Raw genomic sequence first — 19,493 nt, 5'->3', positions numbered from 1 at the left:
TCGTGTTGGGTGAAGGTCAGGCGGCCTGCTGATCGGCGGGCTTGTCGGCCTGGCGCAGGAGCTTCCATTCCCAGGGCAGCAGCTCGTTCAGACGCGATGCGGGATGATCGGCGATACGGGCGAGGACGTCGGCGAGCCAAGCCTTGGGATCGACCTCGTTGAGGCGACAGGTCGTGATCATCGTCAGCATGGTGGCGGCACGGTCGGCGCCACGCTCGCTGCCGGCGAAGGTCCAGTTGCGCCGCCCCAAGGCGATGCCTCTCAATGCGCGCTCAGCGCAGTTGTTGGTCAAGCAGATCCTGCCGTCGTCGAGGAAGCGGGCGAAGCCGTCCCAGCGCCTGAGCATGTAGTTGATCGGCTTCAGAACCTCGGAGGAACGCGAGAGGGTTTCGCGCTCACGCAGCAACCAGGCTTGCATGTCCTGGAGAAGCGGCTTGCTCTGTTCCTGGCGCACGGCGCGCCGGTCGCCAGCACCATGGCCGTTGATGGCGCGCTCGATCTCGAACAGCGCGTCGAAGCGCTTGACCGCCTCCAGCGCGATCGGGGAGACCGGTTTGCCTTTCTTGCCTTCCCGCGCATTCTTCTCGATGTCAGCCAGTTCGAAGAAGCCCCGCCGCGCATGGGCAAAGCAGAATGCCGGCGCAATCGGCTGCGCCTTGCGCCTTCTTCTGCGGGTCGAACAGCGGCTCGAAGCCACTGTAGCAATCGGCCTGCAGGATGCCGGCGAAGGCGGCCAGATGCCTCTGCGGATGCTCGCCTCGTCGGTCGCTTGAGGCGTAATAGACCGCCGCAGGCGGCGCAGGCCCACCGAAGGGCTGGTCATCCCGCACATATGTCCAGATCCGGCCGGTCCTGCACTTGCCCTTCGCCAGGATACGGATGGTGGTGTCATCACCATGCAGGCGCTCAGCGGCGAGCACATGGCGTTCGATCAGGTGGAAGAGCGGCATGACGGCGAAGGTCCCGTGGCCGACTTGGTCGGCCAGTGTCGACAGCGGCAGGTCGATGCCCTCGGACTTGAAGCGCTCACTCTGGCGGTTGAGCGGGATATGCATGCCGAACTTGTCGAACAGGATCGTCGCCAGCAATCGCGGGCCGATGAAGCCGCGCGGCGTGGCATGGAATGGCGCGGGCGGCTGGCTGATCTTCTCGCAATCACGGCAGGTGAACTTCTCGCGGACCGTCTCGATCAGCTTGAAGCGACGCGGGATCTCCTCCAGCGTCCTGGTCACATCCTCACCGATCTTCGCCAGCCGCGCCCCACCGCAGCAGGTGCAGGTCGTTGGCGCCTCAACGACGACGCGCTCGCGTTCGATGTCATCTGGCCATGGCTTGCGCACCGGCCGCTTGCGCATGAAGGGGCGGACGTTCTGCGTCTTCGCCGCTGCGACTTGGGCAGCAAGCTCATCCTCGCTCGCCGTGGTGGCGAGTTCTTCGAGCTCCAATTCCAACTGCTCGATCAGGCGCGCCGTGCGCTCGGAGCGCTGCCCGTGCAGTTCGCGTTTGAGCTTCTCGATTCGCAGCTCGAGATGCGCGATCAGCACCTCGTTGTCCGACAGCTCCGCCCGCGCACTGGCAGCCACCGCCTCGGCTCGCAGCCGCGCCTCACGCTCGGCCTGCAGCGCCGCCAGGGCACTGACAAGGTCCGATGGAAGATCGTCCGGCTTCGATGTCATGAAGCCATTGAATCAGATCAGGCAACGGAATCAAACCATAAAGCGCTATCCGACCCGCGTCGGGCGCTGGGTTTCCTGAGGATTGCGCCAATCGATCCCGGACAGCAGATAGGAGAGCTGCGCCGGAGAGATCGTCACCGCTTCACCGGCGACCGACGGCCAGATGAACCTGCCTCTCTCGAGTCTTTTGGTAAACAGGCATGCTCCCTGACCATCGTGCCAAATGACCTTCAAAAGATCACCGCGTTTGCCCCTGAAGCAGAAAAGACCGCCGCCCATGGCGTCGCGCTTGAGCACTTCCTGCACGCGCAGAGCCAGGCTCGGAAAGCCGCACCGCATGTCGGTATGGCCCGTCGCCAGCCACACTCGCACGCCCGTCGGGATCGGGATCATCGCCGCGCCAGGCCCCGAGCAATTCGAACGACCGCTTCGATATCCGCACCGGGGCCGAAGACCACGCGCAGCCCCTGAGGGCTCACGATTTCGATCTGACCTGTCTCGACAGCTTCCGTCGTTGGCGGCGTACTTGCCGCAACTATCGCAGGGACGAATGTCGGGCCGATCGAATCCTCTTCGGCCGGATCATGAGAGGTCCAAGCCTTGCGCCAGCTCAGCAGAAGCTGACGTGATATCCCATACCGGCGAGCCGTCGCCGACACCAGTCGCGGCCCCGAGAAGCTCTCCTCTACGATTCTGAGCTTCTCCGCACGCCTCCAGCGTCGCCGCCGACCGGTCTCCACCAAATCCATGCGGCTCAGCACCGCACTGTCCTTATGTACGTCCATAAGGACAGTCAGCTACAGGTCGAAAAAACTCGCAAGACGGCCGCCCTCGGACGGATACGGTCGACCAGGGCATTTGGCTCGTCAGCTTCATGCACTACGATCTGGGATGTTTCGACTTGGAGCAGAAAACGTCACAGCCCCTCGACAACCCGTTCGGCACGAGGTTGTCACCCACGTCTTAGGTACGCTCTGTTACCCATGTGTCCGGGCTGGACAATTGATATCGCGGCGGAGGGAGAGGAGCTGGAATCCAACCGTCTCCACTTTTGGGACCGAGTTTGGCGGCCGGCAAGCTAATGACACCGCGATGGGCAATGTCACAACGGCCAAAGCGTCGGGGAGCTGCTGCGGGTACGCAAAGAACAAAGCGCTCCGCTTTTGACGGCACTGGAAGCACGGCGGCGCGAGCAGCGCGCCCGGTTGTTGAACTCCTCCGCGGTCGCTAAGCCTATCGACTACCTGCTGCACCGCTGGGACCGGTTCGCTCGCTTCGTCGATGACGGACGCATCTGCCTGACAAACAATGCGGAAGAGCCGCGCGCTGCGTGGCTTCGCCCTCGGCCGCAAGTCCTGGCTCTTCGCCGGCTCAAAACGTGGTGCCGACCGCGCCGCCACGTTGACGGTGTGTCAAACTGATGCCAGGTCTTGAGACGACAAGACGCCTTTGAAAGAATATACGAATCCTTGAAACTAACGCCCTTCGACCTGAAATGGCGATCAGATCTCCGCACATGTGCGTAGCTATTAGAGCGCCTCGTTGCCTGCAGGTTCGTCACGCTTTATCTTTGTCATGCCTAGCGTCGACATGATGGTTGCGGATGCGCCATGCTGGTGCACCCGTAGTGTGTCGATGAGCTGATCAATATCTTGACTGGTATGCCCAGCATTTAGTTGAATGCGAAGGCGCGCTTTGCGTAGGGGGACCGCCGGAAAGCGAACGGCATCGACGTGGATGCCCGATTCGCCAAGCGACAGCGCGAGGGCGTCCGCGGCATCCTCATCTCCGACCAGAATTGGGACAATCGGCGACCCTGTCGAGACGAGCGGATACGGCAGTTCCGACATCCTTGTAACGAAGTAACGTTGATTTTCCCACAAGCGGGCACGACGTTCCGGCTCGTCCACGACCATGTCCACTGCCTCGCTAAGGGCGACCGCTTGATCTGGAGGCAATGCTGACGTGAATCCATATGCCGAGCAGGCTAGACGAATAATCTTGGCGATGTGTGCTTCTGTGGCAATGAAGCCACCGATCCCGCCATAGGCCTTACTGAGCGTGCCCATGTAAATGATGCGTGCGCTCGTGACGCCGAAATGCTCACAAATTCCACCGCCGTTTTCACCAAGAATTCCAGTTCCGTGAGCATCGTCTACATAAAGCGCCGCGTCGTAGAGCTCAGCGAGTTGCAGTAAGTCGGGTAAGGGGGCAATATCGCCGTCTTGGCTGAAGACCCCATCAGTGACGATGATTTTGGTTGTCGCGGTCGATTTCTTGAGAAGCCCTTCAAGATGATTGAGATCAAGGTGACGATACGTCGCCCGCGCGGCTCCGGACATGCGGATGCCTTCGCGAATACTAACATGATTCAATTCATCGCTAAAGTAAGCGTAGGTATATTCCCGAGCGCCGGTAAATCCATAAATGCGTGCGTATTTTGACGTTTGCGGGAGAGACGACAAGACCCCCAAGTTGGCCATGTATCCTGTCGCGAATAGTACAGCCGCGTCTTTCTTCTTACAGCCTGCGAGCTTGTGCTCAAGCTCACCGTAAACTGCAAGGTTTCCACTCAGCAGCCGCGACTCGCAGTTTCCAACGCCGTAGGTTTCCAGACCCCGCCTCGCTGCGCCGGTGAAGCGAGCGCTTGTCGCAATCGACAAGTAATTATTGGTGCTGAAGGAGACATATTTTCTTCCATTGGCCTGAAAAGCCGGGGTGGGCAAGGATTCAACTGGATCGCCAGCCTGGAGATTTTGGTGGAGTAGCCATTCGGCCATTTCAATAAATTCTTGCAAGCAGACCCCTAAGTTTCTACCAGACCCCGACCAGCGCCGTGATTTTAGATTTGAGCATACGGAGTTCCGCCGGCTCGCTCTACTCGAAGTTACGGTCTCGCTGCGGTTAAGTTTCCTTGCTCGTTTCTCAGCGATCTCTACCTTAGCCACAGATCGATACCGCCAAAATTAGCCAAAATCGAGTTGCTCAATTGACATGGCATGGCGCCCAATGAGCCTTGCGATCTCACTGAGATCGCCGAAGTGCCCGCAGCCGTCCTAGATCCTACAACATAACTCCACTTAGAAGTCGAGGCTTTTCAGGCGTGTGCCCACAAAACTTGGTGGCGTGACGCGACGACGCCAGTCTGCTTTGCTCATAAGAAGACTGAGATCGTGCGGCATGCAATTTGTCGAGATGGGCCAGAACACAAAGTCGCTTCGCTCCAGCCCGCTGCGCGGGGCAAGAGCCGAGGGGCTGGTAGTCGGTCGAGAGGATCCCAATAGCCGTTGGAGAGCCCCGTCCTGAGAATCGAGATGTCGTCAACCTCACCCACAACGGAGCTCCCCATAAGCGAGACCAAAGTGTCAGTCCGGCGCGTCAGCCTATGATCGTAGATATGGCTGCGCGCGAGCTCACCCCGCACACGCAGCGCAGCCACGTTCATAGCTGCAAGCGGTTCGCCGCTTGGCTCAAACGCTCACCCGACACGGCAATACCCGACGAGGTGCATGCGATATTTTCAGCTGCACCTCATTGAGAGCGTTGCCTGCATCGGCAACCGCAATCGGATCATGACTGGGGTGCGGCTTCTGTTCCGTGTCACGCTGCACCGCCACGATTTAGCAGCCGAGGCCTGGCGCATTAAGGAGCCACAGAAGCTGCCGCCGGCGCTGAGCCGTCCCGAAGAGGTCAAGGGCATGCTCACCATCGCGATGAGCATGCAGGCGCAAGCGATGCTGATGGTCGTCTATAGCTTCTGGCAGCTCGCCGGCGAGTGGAGCGCGCCCGCTGGGCAGGTTACATCGGCAGCGCGCAGATGATCATCCGCATCCTGCAGTCGAAGGGCCGCAAGGACCGCCACGTGATGCTGCCGGCAGAGGTCCTAGGTCTGTTACGGCAATGGTGGAGGTGCTACTTAGGCATGACAGCGGCGTTGCGCCGGAACACCGCTGGCAGTTCCCCGTTCGCGGTCGACATCCGGCCGCTGACCACGTCTCAGTTCAGTCGACTGTCCAAGCAGGCGGCCAAAGCCTCGAGACTGCACACGGCGCGATTTCCCTTCTTGCGCTCCGTCATAGCTTCGCCACCCATTTGCTCGAGCGCGGCACGCGGGGTACTCTTTGGAGAACCCGCGACAGACTTAACGTTTGTCCCCGGTATGTAAGCCCTGACCTTGCTTCTTAAGACCGGCGCTCCAACCGCGGGAGCCTTATTGCTTTAGAAAGAGCCTGGCGATTTCCATCATGTATTGCAGCCGCCAGCTTCGCTGCAACCTGACAACCTGCTCAAGCGTCCGTGCTGTTGGGACTGGCATGGAACCTATGTTGAGTTGTTTCCGCGTCGGGCTCCAGGCTACGCAAGACTTATTCACAAACCGTAAACCATAAACTTGACCTAACTTCGGGATTCCGGTGTCAAAATACCGAAGACTACCATCGTAGGGGTCCCGATAGAGGTGTCCTTGGCGGCCCCTCAGGGGTAATTCTGGATCGCAATCGCAAAGGCTCTCTCGCGCGAGGGTGTTGAGGCAGTCGTCCACAGTCGCAACGAGCCGGGGAGCCCCTCGCTGATCCGATCGCGTCGGATGGTGGAATTCTTCGGCTCTAGCTACCACGTGGACGGCGGATGGCTTGAATCTTGGTCGTGCGCAGCGCGACCATGGCGCGGCGTTTGTAGGAATAGCCGCGCAGCTGAGAGCAGTCGTCGTAGTGAACGTAGTGCTCGAGTTCGTGGATCGGCCATCGGATCGACGCAGGGCGGGTAGATCAAATCGGGCCAAATGGCTTGCAGAAATCTTTAGGATTGGCTGTCATGACCGCTTCATGCGGGCCTTCAACCGCAGGCCTCGTTTCAACCCCGTCGCGTTCTCAGCGCGGCGGGGTTACTCTTTGGGCACGCTCGCCGCGTGAAACGAAGACGCTCGGGCTTGGACGCGGTCCCCGCGTCGGGATCTGCCGCTACGCTATGCCGAGAGCTCCGCGCCAGCTTCCGCCGCTAACACCGCCCATATGGACACATGCAACCGCCCGAACGAACTCAGACCTGGATAAAATTGAGGGCAAGGTCACGGACAGCCCTCCTCTGGGCATCGCCAAGTCGCTCAGGGGACTCTGGCGTTGCGGCCCGTTCCTGAACTGAATAGGTGGCAGGTCGCGCAAGCTAGTTACTCGGTTTGTCCAATGATGCTCCGGACTCGCTGACGGCTGGCGGTCGCGACCACGACCGTATAGATGCCTACCAATGCAAGCGCACCGTGCGCTATGAGTTCGCAAAATTTCTCGTTCCAGCTCGCGCCAACATGCCTGAACGACAGAAGAATCGTTACGCAAGAGGACAGCGTCATTAGAAACAGAACGATGCGCGCCAAAGTTCTCGCGATGCGGTCGGCCTGGAGCCGAGCCAGGATAATTCGAGGTCTTAGGTCGATACCGGAAAACCGGTTGCCGTAGGGTCGAACGGCCAGCCAGAAAATTCCAACGCAAACCAGAATGGCGGTGGCATAGCTAATGATCCGATCAGCGTATCCACTGCCATCGGTACCGACATGGGCAAGCACGAGCAAAACGAACAGAAGGAGCCCCGATGACAAGATCAGCGCGTCCCAACCCATGTCTGCCCGCCGGGATGAATCGATGGCCCCCATGATCCACGCCTCGTCGCATGTTGCACATGTTAAGGGGGTACCAAACCAGACCTGACAAGTTGCTGACGTGCGGGCGACAATCCCGGTGATCAAATGATATAGCAGGTATTTAACGGCCTCAGTTCGGGCACCGCCCCGCGACCAGGTCGCGGGACGGAGCTGTTGTCGCAGTCGTCTGAAACCTATCCCGTGCCCCCTCGACCGGCCCCTGCGGACCCGTGGGGGCAGTCGCCGTTTAATTCGTCGCCCGCGACGCGACAATCGCCGTTCCCGTCGAAACGCATGATGAATGCGCTCGGCTTCTCGACAAACTCCTTGCGCGTAACCTTGCCGTCCTGGTTCTCGTCGAAGTATCCGAAATCGGCATCGGCCAAGGCAGCGTCGGCTCTTGGCACCGTCGCGAATTTGGCCTTGCCGAGCTTTCCGTCTCGATTGCAGTCCGCCAGGGCGAATGTCCGGTTGGCAAAGGCCTTCCATTCGTCGCAAGTAAAGATGCCGTCGCGATTGGCGCCCCATGTCGCGGCCCGCTTCTTAGCAGGCCATCCGGCGCCGGCGGCGAGGTGGATGCGCGAGCGCGGGAGGTTCGACCGTCACCAACAAACCGACGCTCAGGCAAACCATGAGGATGGGTTTTTCGCGCCACAAAGTTCCCTTCCGGCTAAATCGCTGGACCGGCGTCGCGGATCATTTGCCCGGCCGGACATTGCAAATCCAGGTCGTTTCATTGCCGCATCCATATCAACCATATCCATCACGTTGGCTCCGACCTTGGCCGCGCCGGCTCTATGCCGCGCCTATGCGATCGTTAACCGCCACCCCTCGAATTCCTACCCGCCCGTCGGAGATATTTGGTCCAAGGCTCGCGCCGCCGCGCGCGGACACGACCGAGACAATCGGTACGAGTCTTGCTTAAGGAAGGGGCGCGGTCTCACGAGGCATCCACGAACGATGATCCGGCTATTGGCGATAGGCATTGGTGCTGCGACGTCACTCAGCGTCCTCGCGGTTCCGGCACTCGCAGAAAATCCGGATATTTGGAGCCGCCGCGCCGAACAACGGCGGACGTTCAGCGACGCCGAGATCCGCGATGGGTTCTTCAAGATCGCGCTCGACGCTGAACTGCAAATTGGGGCGCGGACGCATCGCATCCGCAAATTCGACGAACCGGTCCGGATCTTCGTCGACGGCAAGGTCCCGCGTGAACGCGTCGTAGCGCTCGACGCAGTGATCGCCGATATCCGCCAGCGCATCGATCATCTCGACATTGCGGCGACCACCGACCGGAAGGCCGCTAATTTTGTAGTGACGCTGGTGAGCGCACGAGACCTGCTGCCAACCATGCGCGCCCGCTTTGGCAATGAGGGGGCCCGGCAGATCGAGCATTCCCTCAATCCGCAATGCCTATCGGGCATCGCCAAGGACGGCGCCTATCGCATTCGGCGGGCGGAGGTGATCCTGCTGCCGGTCGACGCCGGCGATTTCGCCTTCTACGATTGCGCATATGAGGAATTGCTGCAGGGATTGGGAGCGATCAACGACGGCGCATCCGTGCCCTGGACCATGTTCAATGACGACGTCCAGATGGGCTTCTTCGACATCTACGATCAGCTTCTGCTTAACATTCTCTATGATCCGCGCGTCCGCTATTGAATGCACACATCTTTTTGGGTTGCGAGGCTCGTTGAGGACTGATTCCTTGGTGGAGGCAGGTCTTTACGCGGGGCATTTGCATGTCGATAGAGATTGGACTGGGGCGATTTGGCGATCGCCGCCTCGAAAAAGGGGGGCCTTGCTGCATGCGGCGCTTGTTCGACGGCCATGTTCGCGGATTCGACGTCTTGCCGGGAACCGTGCGCGAGAGATGCAGTTCACGCGCTTTCTGCGCAACGAACGAGTAGGCGTCGAAGAGATGGCGAGCCACGCGGCAGCGCGCACGGCGTTACGTGTTGCCGGTCGCGAGATCATCGTGGTTCAAGACAACAGCGAACTGATAATTGGCGGGCGACGCGCGAAAGCCAATGGATATGGACCTGTCGGCAAAGGAGGTGGAACACGTGGGCTGCTGCTGCATGCGGCGCTCGCGCTTGATGCCGAAAATGGTGCATTGCTGGGACTTGTTGATGCGCAGGTTTGGAATCGGGACAAGGGCAAGGTGACGGCCCGGCGCTCGCGAGCGATAGCAGATAAAGAGTCTCAATATTGGCTCTCGACGGCGACGAAAGCCGGCGAGACTCTATCTGCAGCGCAGAGCATCACCGTCATCTCCGACCGGGAAAGCGATATTTACGAACACTTCGTGCGACGTCCGCCGAATGTGGAGCTGCTTGTCCGAGCCAATTGGAACCGGAAGATCAAATTGAAATCCGGGACTTTTACGAGTCAGTTTGCATTCGTCGATGGCCTGCCGGAAGCAGCCCGGTTCAGCGTGACGATACCTGCAGCTCCGGGCCGCAAGGAGCGGACGGCCGAGCTTGCCTTGCGCTTCTCACCCGTAACGCTATGCAGGCCGCATCCAAGCCCAGCACCTGATCTGCCCGATACGGTCCGACTGACCATCGTGGATGTTCGAGAGGTGTCATCGACCCATGACGGCGAGTCGATCCATTGGCGGCTCCTCACCACTCACGTCGTGAGGAGCTCAAAGCAAGCACGTCGGATTGTCGATCTCTATCGTAAGCGATGGACGATCGAGGAGTTCTTTCGCACGCTCAAATCGGCAGGCTTTGATATCGAGGAGGCCGACATTGGTGAGCCAGAAGTCATGATCAAGTTTGTCGCGGCAGCCGCTGTGGCCGCGGTCACCATCATGCAACTGGTGCGCGCCCGTGACGGAACCACCGAGGAAAAATTGATCGAGGCCTTTGACCCCGACGATCGGCCTGTGCTCGAAGCTCTCTCTGCCGAATTCGAGGGAGCTACCGAGAAGCAAAAGAACCCACACCGAAAAGGTACGCTTGCCTTCGCTGCATGGGTCATCGCTCGGCTCGGAGGATGGACCGCCTACTACGGAAAGCCCGGCCCAATGGTGATGCGGGTGGGCCTCGAAGCCTTCCGCCGCATCAAATACGGCACCACTTTGAGGCTCAAAAATGTGTGAATCGAATAGCCGCGCGTCCGGCCGGGCATGACCGCAAAGGAGATCGATGACCTCCTCCCGGTCGTGCTGCCAACAGCGCGTGACCTCGTCCGCCGGAACAACCCTCTCGATCAGGCCAGCGTGCCCGCGCGCGCACACGCCGATTGACAGCAGGCGATCACCTCAAATCGATCAATCGGACGCTCGGTCGAGACTACTTCCGTGGCGACATCTTCTTCGCGGAGGAGGACGAATACTCCGTGATTGGGTAGTCAGTCTTCACCGGGTGAAGCACCTGATGCGCCACCACGACTTGGTGGCTCTGGCTATATTTCGACGGTGCGCTGGCGGATGCGCCCGCGGACACTGGTTGAGCCAGCAAGAGCGGCGAGGCGGCGATCGCGAGCGTCGTACCAACGAGGACGAAAGTCCTAGACATCGGCCCCCTCCATCTGAAGCGAGACAACTGCAACCGACGAGGTTCGGGCATTTCGACGACTCTCTCCGGCGTCGTGTTGTCCCTCGGGTCCGAATGCTGATCCCAATCTTCAGAATTCGCAAGAATAATTAGCAAATGCTGAAACAATGTGCATAGCGATCAGCCGATCAAAACAAGGGCAGACTAGAGCTAGCATCGCGTGCCGCGTGCGCAATCAAGACTGATACAGCTCGCACATCGCAGTGATTCAGATACCATCACCGGCGGCTCTCGCCGACGCGATTTCGAGTTCGAACTCGCGCGTCCACTCATCCGAGCTCCGGTTGCGCAAGCCCGCCGCGGCCGCCATGACCGACATGGCGATCGAGAGCAGATCCCACTCTGACGAAAGTTACCGCCGAGTTCGAACCGGCGATTTCGGAGACGGTTGAGCGTGCGCTCGATTCGACTGAAATCGCCTCCGGAGACGCGAGTCGCCATGGCGCGCCGCTGACGCGCGCGAGCACCATTCGCGCGCGATATCCGGTCTGACGGTCGCTCGCGGCGGTGAACGAAAAAAGCATGCCCACCCCACGTTGATATGACTGTCATAAAACTGTCGTAAGGTCATTGAACTCGGCTCCTATCCAAGGAGGCCGTTGTTTGCGCTGTTTATGCGTTCGACAGAAAAGGGGTTTTAGGATGCCGACAGGTAATGGCCAGGCTTCATTTTCGACCGATGAGGCTGCCCCGCGTGAGGCCGAAGCACATGAGGGACATGTCCGCGAGGGCGAGGAAGACAGTGGGCTGAGAACTGCCGTTGCCACCGTTGCGGTCGTCGCCGTCGGCGCGGCCGTGTTCGAGGCGGCGCTGTTGCCCGGCATCGCGCTTGGCGTTGCCGCGGTCGCTGCACCGAAATATTTCCCGCGGCTCGCCGGCGCGCTCAATCCGCTGTTCAAGTCGACGGTGCGGGGCACCTACAAGCTGGCGCAGAAATCGAAGGAAATGTTCGCCGAAGCGCAGGAGCAGGTGCACGATATCGTCGCCGAGGTGAAGGCCGAAAACGAAGCGGCAGCCAAGGAGCCGGCGGCGGACGAACCGCCGACGAAGCACGCGGCCTGAGGCCGACAGCTTGTCAGCGAGGCAAGCGGCCGATTGACGACCATTCGGCGTCCGGGACCCGCGCGCGGGTTCAGGACGCGTGGCAATGGTGCGGCCCGACAAAACCAGAGACCGCCGATGACGAAAATGAAGGTGCAGATCGCCCATCAGGTGCCTGGGCGCATTCGCCTGAAAGTGCCGAAGGTGAAGGAGAACCCTGAGCTGATCGAGCAGATTCAGCAGATGTTCAACGCAATCCCAGGCATCGAGGAAGTCACCGTCAATCCGACCACCGGCAGCGTGGTTCTGCACTACGACACCGAACGTCACGACCAATTTCATGGCCAGTTGCAGCGCCAGACCGGCGGTCAGTTCAAGCCGCCGACCAACGAGATCGACGTGCTCGCCAACAGGATCGAGCAGGAAGCGGAATATCTCGCCGAGCATTCGCATACGGCAAAGGTCGTCGTCGATTACTTCAAGGACTTCGACCGCCAGATCAAGATAGCGACTGGCAACGTCGTCGACCTGAAGATCGTGCTCGCCGTGGGCGTTGCCGGTTTCACAATCTTCGAAGTCGGCGCCAATGCCGCAACCCCGGTCTGGGTCACGCTGTCGATCTTCGCGCTCAATAACATGATCCAGGCCAATATGGGCGAGGCCGATGCTCCGGAGAAAGAGGAGGCTTTCGCGCCGGGCTGATTAAGCTCAAGGCCGGCCGCCGAAATCGAGAGCTTCATGGAATATTCCCTTCGACATGCGATGCGCGGACGCGTCAGGCTCAACGTCCCCGACCTCGGCCGCAATCGCAGACTTGCCGAGAGGCTGCTGGATTGGCTGCGCGCGCAGTCCGGCGTGCGCAGCGCGCGGATCAATTACGACTGCGCGAGCCTGGTGCTGGAATATGACCCGGCCCACGAGAGCATGCTGCTTGCAGTGCTGGAGCGGTTCAAGGCTTTAAGCCTGTCCGAGGTGAAAGCATTCTGCACACAGGCGCTGAAAGACGCTCCGCCCGCAAAGCCGCCGGAGGTCGCAAAAGACTCGCCGATGGCGCTTCCCACGCTCTCGCTCTTCATGGCCTTCAGCGCCAATCCCGTGGTCACCGCGGTCAACCTGCCCTTGATGCTCTACAACGCGCTGCCGATCGCAAGGCGCGCCTGGAAGGTCTGGGACACCGAACGCCGGCTCAATATCGACGTGCTCGACACGCTTGCCATCACCTCTTCGGTCATGCAGGGCAATCCGCTGGCCGGATGCATCATCACCTGGCTGATCAAGCTCGGCGACTGGATACGCGATCTCACCGCCGCCGGATCGAAGCGCGCGATCAGCGAGCTGCTTGAATTCCAGTCCAGGACCGCCTGGGTGCTACTCGGCGATGCTGTGGTATCGGTCTCCGCCGCCGAGCTGCAGGCCGGCGATCTCGTTGTGGTCTATCCCGGCGAGATGATTCCGGTCGACGGCGAAATCGTCGATGGCCACGCGACCATCGACCAGAAGACCATCACCGGTGAAGGCCTGCCGGTCAGCCGCGGCAAAGGCGAGGCGGCATTCGCGGCGACCGTGATCCGCGAAGGCCAGATCACCGTGCGCGCGCTGCGCGTCGGAGCCGCGACCACCGCGGGCCAGATCGTGCGGCTGGTGGAGTCGGCGCCGACAGGCGACACGCGGATGCAAAATCATGCGGAGCGTTTCGCGGACCGCCTGGTGACGCCGACGCTCGCGCTCGCCGCCTCGACCGCAGCCGTGACCGGTGACTTCAACCGCTTCCTGTCGCTTGTCATTGTCGACTATGGCACCGGGATTCGCGTCGCCGCCCCGACGGCAGTGTTGTCGTCGATGACGCATGCCGCCCGCGCCGGCATTATCATCAAAAGCGGCGGCCATATGGAAAAGCTCGCCGAGATCGACACCATCGTGTTCGACAAGACCGGCACCCTCACCCACGGCCACCCTGCGGTGCTCGATATCATCCCCTACCAGGGTCACATCACGCCGAACCATCTGCTTGGGCTGGCGGCTGCCGCCGAGACCAAGCTGCAGCATCCCGTCGCCGAGGCGCTGCGCAGCAAGGCAAGGCAACTTGCCGTCAACGTGCCGCCCTGCAACGAGACCAAGTACCGGATCGGGCTCGGCGTCGAAGGCCAGGTCAATGGCTACTACCTGCACGTCGGCAACGAGCGCTTCATGCGCCAGAGCGGCATCCGGACCGAGAGGTCGGCGCGCGATCGCGCCGGCCTCGACCAGCGCGGTTTTTCCAGCCTCTACATCGCCGTCGATGGCAAGCTCGCCGGCCTCGTGCCCTATTCGGACAAGATCCGGGACGAGAGCCCGCAAGTGATCCGCACGCTCCATGAGCGCGGCATCAGGAACACCATCATGCTGACGGGCGACAATGCGGTGGTCGCACGCGCCGTCTGCGGCGATCTCGGCCTGACGCGCCATTTTGCCGACATGTTGCCGGCCGACAAGGCCAGCGTAATCCAGGAGCTGCAACGCGAGGGCCGCTGCGTCGCCATGGTTGGCGACGGCATCAACGACTCGCCCGCACTGTCTTTTGCCGATGTCGGCATCGCCATGAAACACGGCGCGGAAGTCACGCATGAATCCGCCGACGTGATCCTCATGGAGGATTCGTTGTGGAAGCTGGTCAAGGCGATCGAAATTTCGCAAGGCGCGGTCAGCCTCATCAAGCAGAACTATGCGATCGTCGCCGCGCTCAACACGCTCGCACTGGCGTTGGCATTGCCGGGCGGGCTGATCACGCCGGAGGTCACGGCGCTGATCAGTAACGGCTCGGCGATCCTCGCTAGCGGCAACGGCATCCGCCCAATCCTGCGCTACCAATGACCGATGATGTCACCCTGTTTGCCATCGCCCCGGCCGACGACGCCGCCCTAAAGAATGCGGTCAGGCAGCTGGAAGGCCGGAATTTCGCGGCCAGGCTCGCCGACTATGCCGGCGTGCCGGTGCATCGCGTGCTCGGCTTCCTGCCCAAGCCCGTGAACCGGCAGCTCAGCGGCTTGGTGCGCAAGGCCGTCATGAAGGGACTGGAAGTCGCCGTCGATACGCTGGACGAAAAGCCACCGCGGACGCCCGCGATCGGCTTCTCCTCCTTTCTCGCCGGCGTCACCGGCGGCGTCAGCGGCCTGTTCGGCTTTGGGGCGCTCGCGGTCGAACTGCCGATGACGACGACGCTGATGCTGCGGGCGATCGCGGAGATCGCCCAGCACCAGGGCGAGGACCTCGCCACCCTCGAGGCGCGGCTCGCCTGTCTCGAGGTCTTCGCTTATGGCGCCAAGCCCGACGCCGACAATATCGACGTCGGCTACTATGCCGCCCGCGCCTTGATCTCAAAATACACTCATGACGTCGCGGCGCTGGCGCTGGAGCGCGGCGCAATCGACGCCTCCGCGCCCGTCGTCGCAGGTTTCGTCAGCGAAATCGTCTCGCGCTTTGGCCTGGTCGTCTCCGACAAGGTCGCGGCCGGCGCGCTGCCGGTGCTCGGCGCGCTTGGCGGCGCCACGGTAAACATGATCTTCATGGATCATTTCCAGAGGATCGCACAGGGCCACTTCGCCTTGCGTCGGCTCGAGCGCCGCTATGGCAGCGCCAATATCCGGGCCCGCTATGACGAGCTTGCGGCGCGCAAGTCCGATGCCCTCCGCCATTGATCTTGCCGCATCGCGGCTGCGGCGCGTCCTTGCGCCCGCGCCGAGTGCCATGGCGGGCGAGCGGCGCGCCGGCTTGCGCCGTATGCGCTTCTTCGCCACCGCGCTGCTCGTGCTGATGCTGGTGCTTTTCATCCTGACGTCAATCGGCGAGCGCGAGTTGCCCTGGCTCGCTTATCTTCGCGCCTTTGCAGAGGCCGGGATGATCGGCGCCTGCGCCGACTGGTTCGCGGTGGTCGCCCTGTTCCGTCACCCGCTTGGGCTGCCGATCCCGCACACCGCCATCGTGCCACACAGCAAGGAGCGCATCGGCATCGCCATCGGCCGCTTCATAGCCAACAACTTCCTCTCGCCGCGGGTGCTCGCCGAGCGCATCAGAGATGTCGACTTCTCCGGCTGGGTCGCGCGCTGGATCCTGCGCGGCGGCAATGCGCGCAATGTCGCCCAACGCGCCACGCTGTTGCTGCAGCGGGGGTTGCGCGCGCTGCCGCGCGAGGATTTCAACGCCTTCATGGGCGAAGCCGTGCGGCGCGGCATCGAAGCCGTCCCCGCCGCCCCGCTCGCCTCCCGCCTGCTCTCGCTGCTCTGGGCCCATGGCGAGATGCAGACGGTCATCGAGCACCTGCTCGACCACACAAGCGCGGCACTCGGGAACAACCGCGAGCTCATCAAATCCAAGGTCGCGAAGCAAACCTCGCGCCTGATCCCGAAATGGATCGACGGCCTTCTCGCCGACAAGATCATCGCAGGCGTGAGGCGGATTCTGGACGAGATGCGCGAGCCCGGCCATCCCTGGCGTGTCGAGCTCGCCGCGACCGTAACCCGGCTGATCGACGATCTCGCCACCGACCCGGGACTGGCGGCCAGGGGCGAGGAGATCAAAGCGAATCTCCTGAGCACCCACCAGGTCACCGGACAGATTGATGCGCTCCTTCTCGCCATCGAGGACCGGCTCGACGATGCGGCAACACAGGCGCGGCTCACCGATATGATCGAACAGCTGTTGATCGCGATCGGCGAGCGGCTCCTCAACGATGCGCGTATCCACGATGGCGTCAACCGGTGGCTTCGCGTCGCGGTGCTACGCACCGTCGCGCCACGGCGCGCCGAGATTGCGGCGTTCATCCGCAAGGTGGTCGAGAATTGGGACACCGAAACGCTGGTCGAGCGGATCGAGCTGCAGGTCGGTCGCGACCTGCAATATATCCGCATCAACGGCACGTTGGTCGGCGGCCTCGTTGGCCTATTGATCTTTGCCGTCGCACGCGAGTTTCATTAGAGAGTGCGCGCCAACCTTGAATCGTGCCCGCAAAAGGTCGAACTCCGCAATACGGAGCTCTTGATGCGAAATACTCGAAGCACCCGGCAGCCCCCATTCGCCAGCACCACCGAGTTCGACAATCGCAGTTGACTCCCTTTCCCCTGCCAGGCGCTCTTGCTGAGAAGCGGCAGCGCGGCAGTCAGCAACAGCAGCAGTCGTTGCCGGACCATGCTTCGCGCCCTTCTTTGATCAAAAGCCAAACGATTGCCGGTGAGCCGACGGCGTCTGCTGGTGCTGGTGCGAGTCTTTCAACTCGCCACGGTGCATGATATGTCTCGCATGCCCAAGGCGACCTTGAGGATGAGGCTTGGCGCTTGAACTGGCCTACGCTCTGCATGTTGCCGCCAAATACGAGGCTGAACCGATCGACTCGATCCTCCTTTTTCGCGCACGCGGCCGAACTGCGTTTGCAGACCGCAGGAATGCCGATCGTCAACAGGTGGAACGGAAACGGTCATGATCGATCCATCTCCCGAACTTCCGGATGACACGCCGATCCTGAACGTCGAACTTCCGCTCAGGGTGCGAGAGGCGCTCGTTGCGGCAGGCTTGACGACGATCGGAGAAATACGGGAAACGCCGGACAAGGAGATTCTTCGGATCCAACATCTGGGAACGAGCTCGCTCGCCCTTCTCCGCAAGACCCTTGGATTGCCATCCTCCGTGGGCGTGCGCGGCGATGCCGTACCGATGCCCACCAAGGCCGAGGATCGCAACCACTGAACTGATTTTTAATTCGTGGCCGAAAGGGGCTTTCTCTCGAGAGCCGCGGCCGTTTCCGTCAAGAACATCAGAACATCCGCGGTATACGCCTGATGACGAGCGCCTCTTGCGGCGCTCGTTGAGGACCATCACAGGATGGCGACGACCGCGCTTTCGAGAGCATGGTCGAGGATAAAGTGCAGCGCTGCTTTGCCGAAGTAGGTCGCGGCGCGAAACTCACGCTCACGGCCGACGCCAGAAGACCGCGTTGGCAGGATGACCGAGCAGCCGAGTTCGCCAAGTGCCCGCAACACAACGTCCCGTGTGCCGACAAGTGGGTCATAGGTCACGACGAGGCTCCCAGTGACCGAATTGAAGTGCGTCGTCTGCACCGACCGGGTGGCGAGCAAGTGCTCGCACAGTGCCGCAGCTTGTGCATGATCACCCTTGAGAGCCGACACGACAAATCGCATCCGCCCGTGTACTTCATGCACCAGGACAGCCGTTACAGCGAACGAGCGCTCTCGGTCGGGAGAAGGGGAGCAGGAGCATTGACAAGCGAGCCGCGGCCGCGCGGGTCGACCAACGTTTAGCCGGTTGTCATTGGAGGCCGCGATCACGCACGGCACGTTGCGCCGTGGCTGAGGCATCGGGATTTTTGCGAGATTCTTTGACATCGCTCACCTCCAGGGCCGCCGGCGGCCGGCGGTGGTGAGCGAAACGCGGTCGCCTACGCGCGACCACCAACCCTCACGCAACGTCGGTCGTCGCGGTCGATCTCGATATGTTGTGGCAACGCCAACCCTGATCGGTTGATCGGAGTGGCACTGCCATAGGGTGTACTGCCCATGGCGCTTTGTTCAGGTTGAGAGACGATCCCCGCGCGCGAACGCTCGTCGGAACCGTAGGCGCCCACATAGGCCTAGCCGAGATCCGAGTCAAGCGTAATCGATCATCCTCCCAGGAGGATCAATAAGATCCTGCCTAGAGGATAGGGGGATGATACCAGAACACCCACAAGAGCCACAATGGAGCCCGGCTCAGCCCTGTCCAGACCAGAGAACTTGATCACGTGGCGAACGCCGGCTTCCTTGCACCCGTCGACGAAAGTGCACTGCTTCTCGACCATCTGCGGATCGGGTCCCGAAATCATGAGCACTCGTGCGACCCCTTCAAGCGCAGCGCGCAAGCTTCCTTTTTCCGACATGTCGCCCTCGACGATGTCGACTGTCGGAGTCGATGCAAGGTGCACAACCTTGGCCCGATTCCTCACCAAAATCCTGACGCGTTGCTGAGTACGAACGAACTCCTGCGCGACAAAGGAACCTGCAAGTCCTGTGGCCCCCGTAAGCAGTATCATCTCGAAATCTCCTCTCGCCTTGATAGACGCGATTACGTCAGTTCTGATCTTAGGGACTCGACCGGTCGCCTGACGGGTAATTGCCTATGATCGTTGCGCTGTGGGACTCGGGCGCGGTTAAGCGCCTCGCTTCCGCATCTCGGCGAAACCTTTGAAATGTGGAGAAAGTCGCAAGTTGCGGTGCGTTGTCAGCCACTGATGCCAAATGGACAAAGCTGTCATCTTCCAGGCGGAGCACCAGATATTGCAGCCCGACAGGGGCCTTGGCACCGAGCTCCGCGAAAACCTCTTGGATTAGCCTCTGGTTTTCTTCGGCTTTTTCCGGCTTGACCTTGTACCGGACGACGACGGTTTTCATGTTTGTCTCCCGAAGTTGCAGGCCTAAGCGGCCGATCCGCAGCGGCCTGTGGTCTGCTTCGACGAGAGCCAGGTCCAACTCATCGGCGAGACCCGTCAACCGATTCCCGCCAAGCCGGGCCGGATCGAGCGTTACGATTACGAGTACCGACGCAACGGCACGGCCA

Annotated in this window: 17 protein-coding genes and 3 pseudogenes; 11 read left to right on the top strand and 9 right to left on the bottom strand. The window is 61.2% G+C overall.

The features are described from left to right. Nucleotides 1-16: 16 nt before the first annotated feature. The 3 genes and pseudogenes from M2427_RS24685 to M2427_RS24675 form a co-directional block, all read right to left on the bottom strand. Nucleotides 17-1,676 (bottom strand): annotated as a pseudogene (locus M2427_RS24685) (IS66 family transposase). 45 nt (nt 1,677-1,721) lie between these two features. Then, nucleotides 1,722-2,069, bottom strand: a complete 348-nt coding sequence (gene tnpB / locus M2427_RS24680) for an IS66 family insertion sequence element accessory protein TnpB (RefSeq protein WP_012041834.1) — start codon at nt 2,067-2,069, stop codon at nt 1,722-1,724. Then, nucleotides 2,066-2,461, bottom strand: a complete 396-nt coding sequence (locus tag M2427_RS24675) for a transposase (protein ID WP_012041833.1) — start codon at nt 2,459-2,461, stop codon at nt 2,066-2,068. Before M2427_RS24675 ends, tnpB begins: the two co-directional genes overlap by 4 nt. A 354-nt stretch (nt 2,462-2,815) precedes the next feature. Here M2427_RS24675 and M2427_RS24670 point away from each other — a divergent pair. Continuing rightward, nucleotides 2,816-3,080: pseudogene (locus M2427_RS24670) on the top strand (transposase); the annotation flags it as partial. Nucleotides 3,081-3,205: 125 nt separating this feature from the next. Here the strand turns inward: M2427_RS24670 and M2427_RS24665 are convergent. After that, nucleotides 3,206-4,474 carry a pyridoxal phosphate-dependent aminotransferase family protein gene (locus M2427_RS24665; protein ID WP_083780623.1) on the bottom strand — a complete coding sequence of 423 codons (1,269 nt, stop codon included), beginning with the start codon at nt 4,472-4,474 and terminating at the stop codon, nt 3,206-3,208. A gap of 711 nt (nt 4,475-5,185) precedes the next feature. On the opposite strand from M2427_RS24665, the gene M2427_RS24660 reads away from it, so the two are divergent. Next, complete coding sequence (locus M2427_RS24660; protein ID WP_041750437.1) at nt 5,186-5,497, top strand: hypothetical protein; 312 nt, start codon at nt 5,186-5,188, stop codon at nt 5,495-5,497. Nucleotides 5,498-6,840: 1,343 nt separating this feature from the next. Here M2427_RS24660 and M2427_RS24655 read toward each other — a convergent pair. Next, a complete protein-coding gene (locus M2427_RS24655; RefSeq protein ID WP_012041828.1) occupies nt 6,841-7,320 on the bottom strand; it encodes a hypothetical protein in 480 nt (159 codons plus the stop codon). Nucleotides 7,321-7,602: 282 nt separating this feature from the next. Here M2427_RS24655 and M2427_RS24650 point away from each other — a divergent pair, with 282 nt between their 5' ends. Continuing rightward, a complete protein-coding gene (locus M2427_RS24650; RefSeq protein ID WP_083780622.1) occupies nt 7,603-8,970 on the top strand; it encodes a DUF2927 domain-containing protein in 1,368 nt (455 codons plus the stop codon). 211 nt (nt 8,971-9,181) lie between these two features. Beyond that, nucleotides 9,182-10,417, top strand: a complete 1,236-nt coding sequence (locus M2427_RS24645) for an IS4 family transposase (RefSeq protein ID WP_148221416.1) — start codon at nt 9,182-9,184, stop codon at nt 10,415-10,417. A 193-nt stretch (nt 10,418-10,610) separates the two neighbouring features. Here M2427_RS24645 and M2427_RS24640 read toward each other — a convergent pair whose 3' ends face one another. Further along, nucleotides 10,611-10,835, bottom strand: coding sequence for a hypothetical protein (locus M2427_RS24640; RefSeq protein WP_041750434.1), 225 nt, complete (start codon nt 10,833-10,835; stop codon nt 10,611-10,613). Between the two features lie 681 nt (nt 10,836-11,516). On the opposite strand from M2427_RS24640, the gene M2427_RS24635 reads away from it, so the two are divergent. The 6 genes from M2427_RS24635 to M2427_RS24610 all read left to right on the top strand — a co-directional run bounded on the left by M2427_RS24635 (nt 11,517) and on the right by M2427_RS24610 (nt 17,630). Further along, the gene (locus M2427_RS24635; protein ID WP_012041823.1) at nt 11,517-11,936 is read left to right on the top strand and encodes a DUF5132 domain-containing protein; all 420 of its coding nucleotides are present in this window, start codon (nt 11,517-11,519) and stop codon (nt 11,934-11,936) included. Between the two features lie 117 nt (nt 11,937-12,053). Next, entirely contained in the window at nt 12,054-12,617 is a 564-nt protein-coding gene (locus tag M2427_RS24630) for an HMA2 domain-containing protein (protein ID WP_148221415.1), read from the top strand. A gap of 36 nt (nt 12,618-12,653) precedes the next feature. Continuing rightward, on the top strand, nt 12,654-14,765 hold the full coding sequence (locus M2427_RS24625) for a heavy metal translocating P-type ATPase (protein ID WP_250173497.1): 2,112 nt from the start codon (nt 12,654-12,656) through the stop codon (nt 14,763-14,765). Then, a complete protein-coding gene (locus M2427_RS24620; RefSeq protein ID WP_012041820.1) occupies nt 14,762-15,589 on the top strand; it encodes an EcsC family protein in 828 nt (275 codons plus the stop codon). Before M2427_RS24625 ends, M2427_RS24620 begins: the two co-directional genes overlap by 4 nt. Continuing rightward, nucleotides 15,573-16,865 carry a DUF445 domain-containing protein gene (locus M2427_RS24615; protein ID WP_049795330.1) on the top strand — a complete coding sequence of 431 codons (1,293 nt, stop codon included), beginning with the start codon at nt 15,573-15,575 and terminating at the stop codon, nt 16,863-16,865. Before M2427_RS24620 ends, M2427_RS24615 begins: the two co-directional genes overlap by 17 nt. Nucleotides 16,866-17,363: 498 nt before the next feature. After that, on the top strand, nt 17,364-17,630 hold the full coding sequence (locus tag M2427_RS24610) for a DNA-directed RNA polymerase subunit alpha C-terminal domain-containing protein (protein WP_012041817.1): 267 nt from the start codon (nt 17,364-17,366) through the stop codon (nt 17,628-17,630). A 128-nt stretch (nt 17,631-17,758) separates the two neighbouring features. On the opposite strand, the gene M2427_RS24605 is transcribed toward M2427_RS24610, so the two are convergent. The 3 genes from M2427_RS24605 to M2427_RS24595 form a co-directional block, all read right to left on the bottom strand. Continuing rightward, on the bottom strand, nt 17,759-18,286 hold the full coding sequence (locus M2427_RS24605) for an HMA2 domain-containing protein (protein ID WP_148221414.1): 528 nt from the start codon (nt 18,284-18,286) through the stop codon (nt 17,759-17,761). A gap of 275 nt (nt 18,287-18,561) precedes the next feature. Beyond that, entirely contained in the window at nt 18,562-18,969 is a 408-nt protein-coding gene (locus tag M2427_RS24600; RefSeq protein WP_049795329.1) for an NmrA family NAD(P)-binding protein, read from the bottom strand. A 49-nt stretch (nt 18,970-19,018) separates the two neighbouring features. Further along, nucleotides 19,019-19,327, bottom strand: coding sequence for a hypothetical protein (locus M2427_RS24595; protein WP_041750430.1), 309 nt, complete (start codon nt 19,325-19,327; stop codon nt 19,019-19,021). Between the two features lie 33 nt (nt 19,328-19,360). On the opposite strand from M2427_RS24595, the pseudogene M2427_RS24590 reads away from it, so the two are divergent. Continuing rightward, nucleotides 19,361-19,493 (top strand): annotated as a pseudogene (locus M2427_RS24590) (IS630 family transposase); the annotation flags it as partial.

This window comes from Bradyrhizobium sp. BR13661, from assembly GCF_029892425.1.
Classification (GTDB): domain Bacteria; phylum Pseudomonadota; class Alphaproteobacteria; order Rhizobiales; family Xanthobacteraceae; genus Bradyrhizobium.
This window is presented reverse-complemented; position numbering and strand designations above follow the sequence as displayed.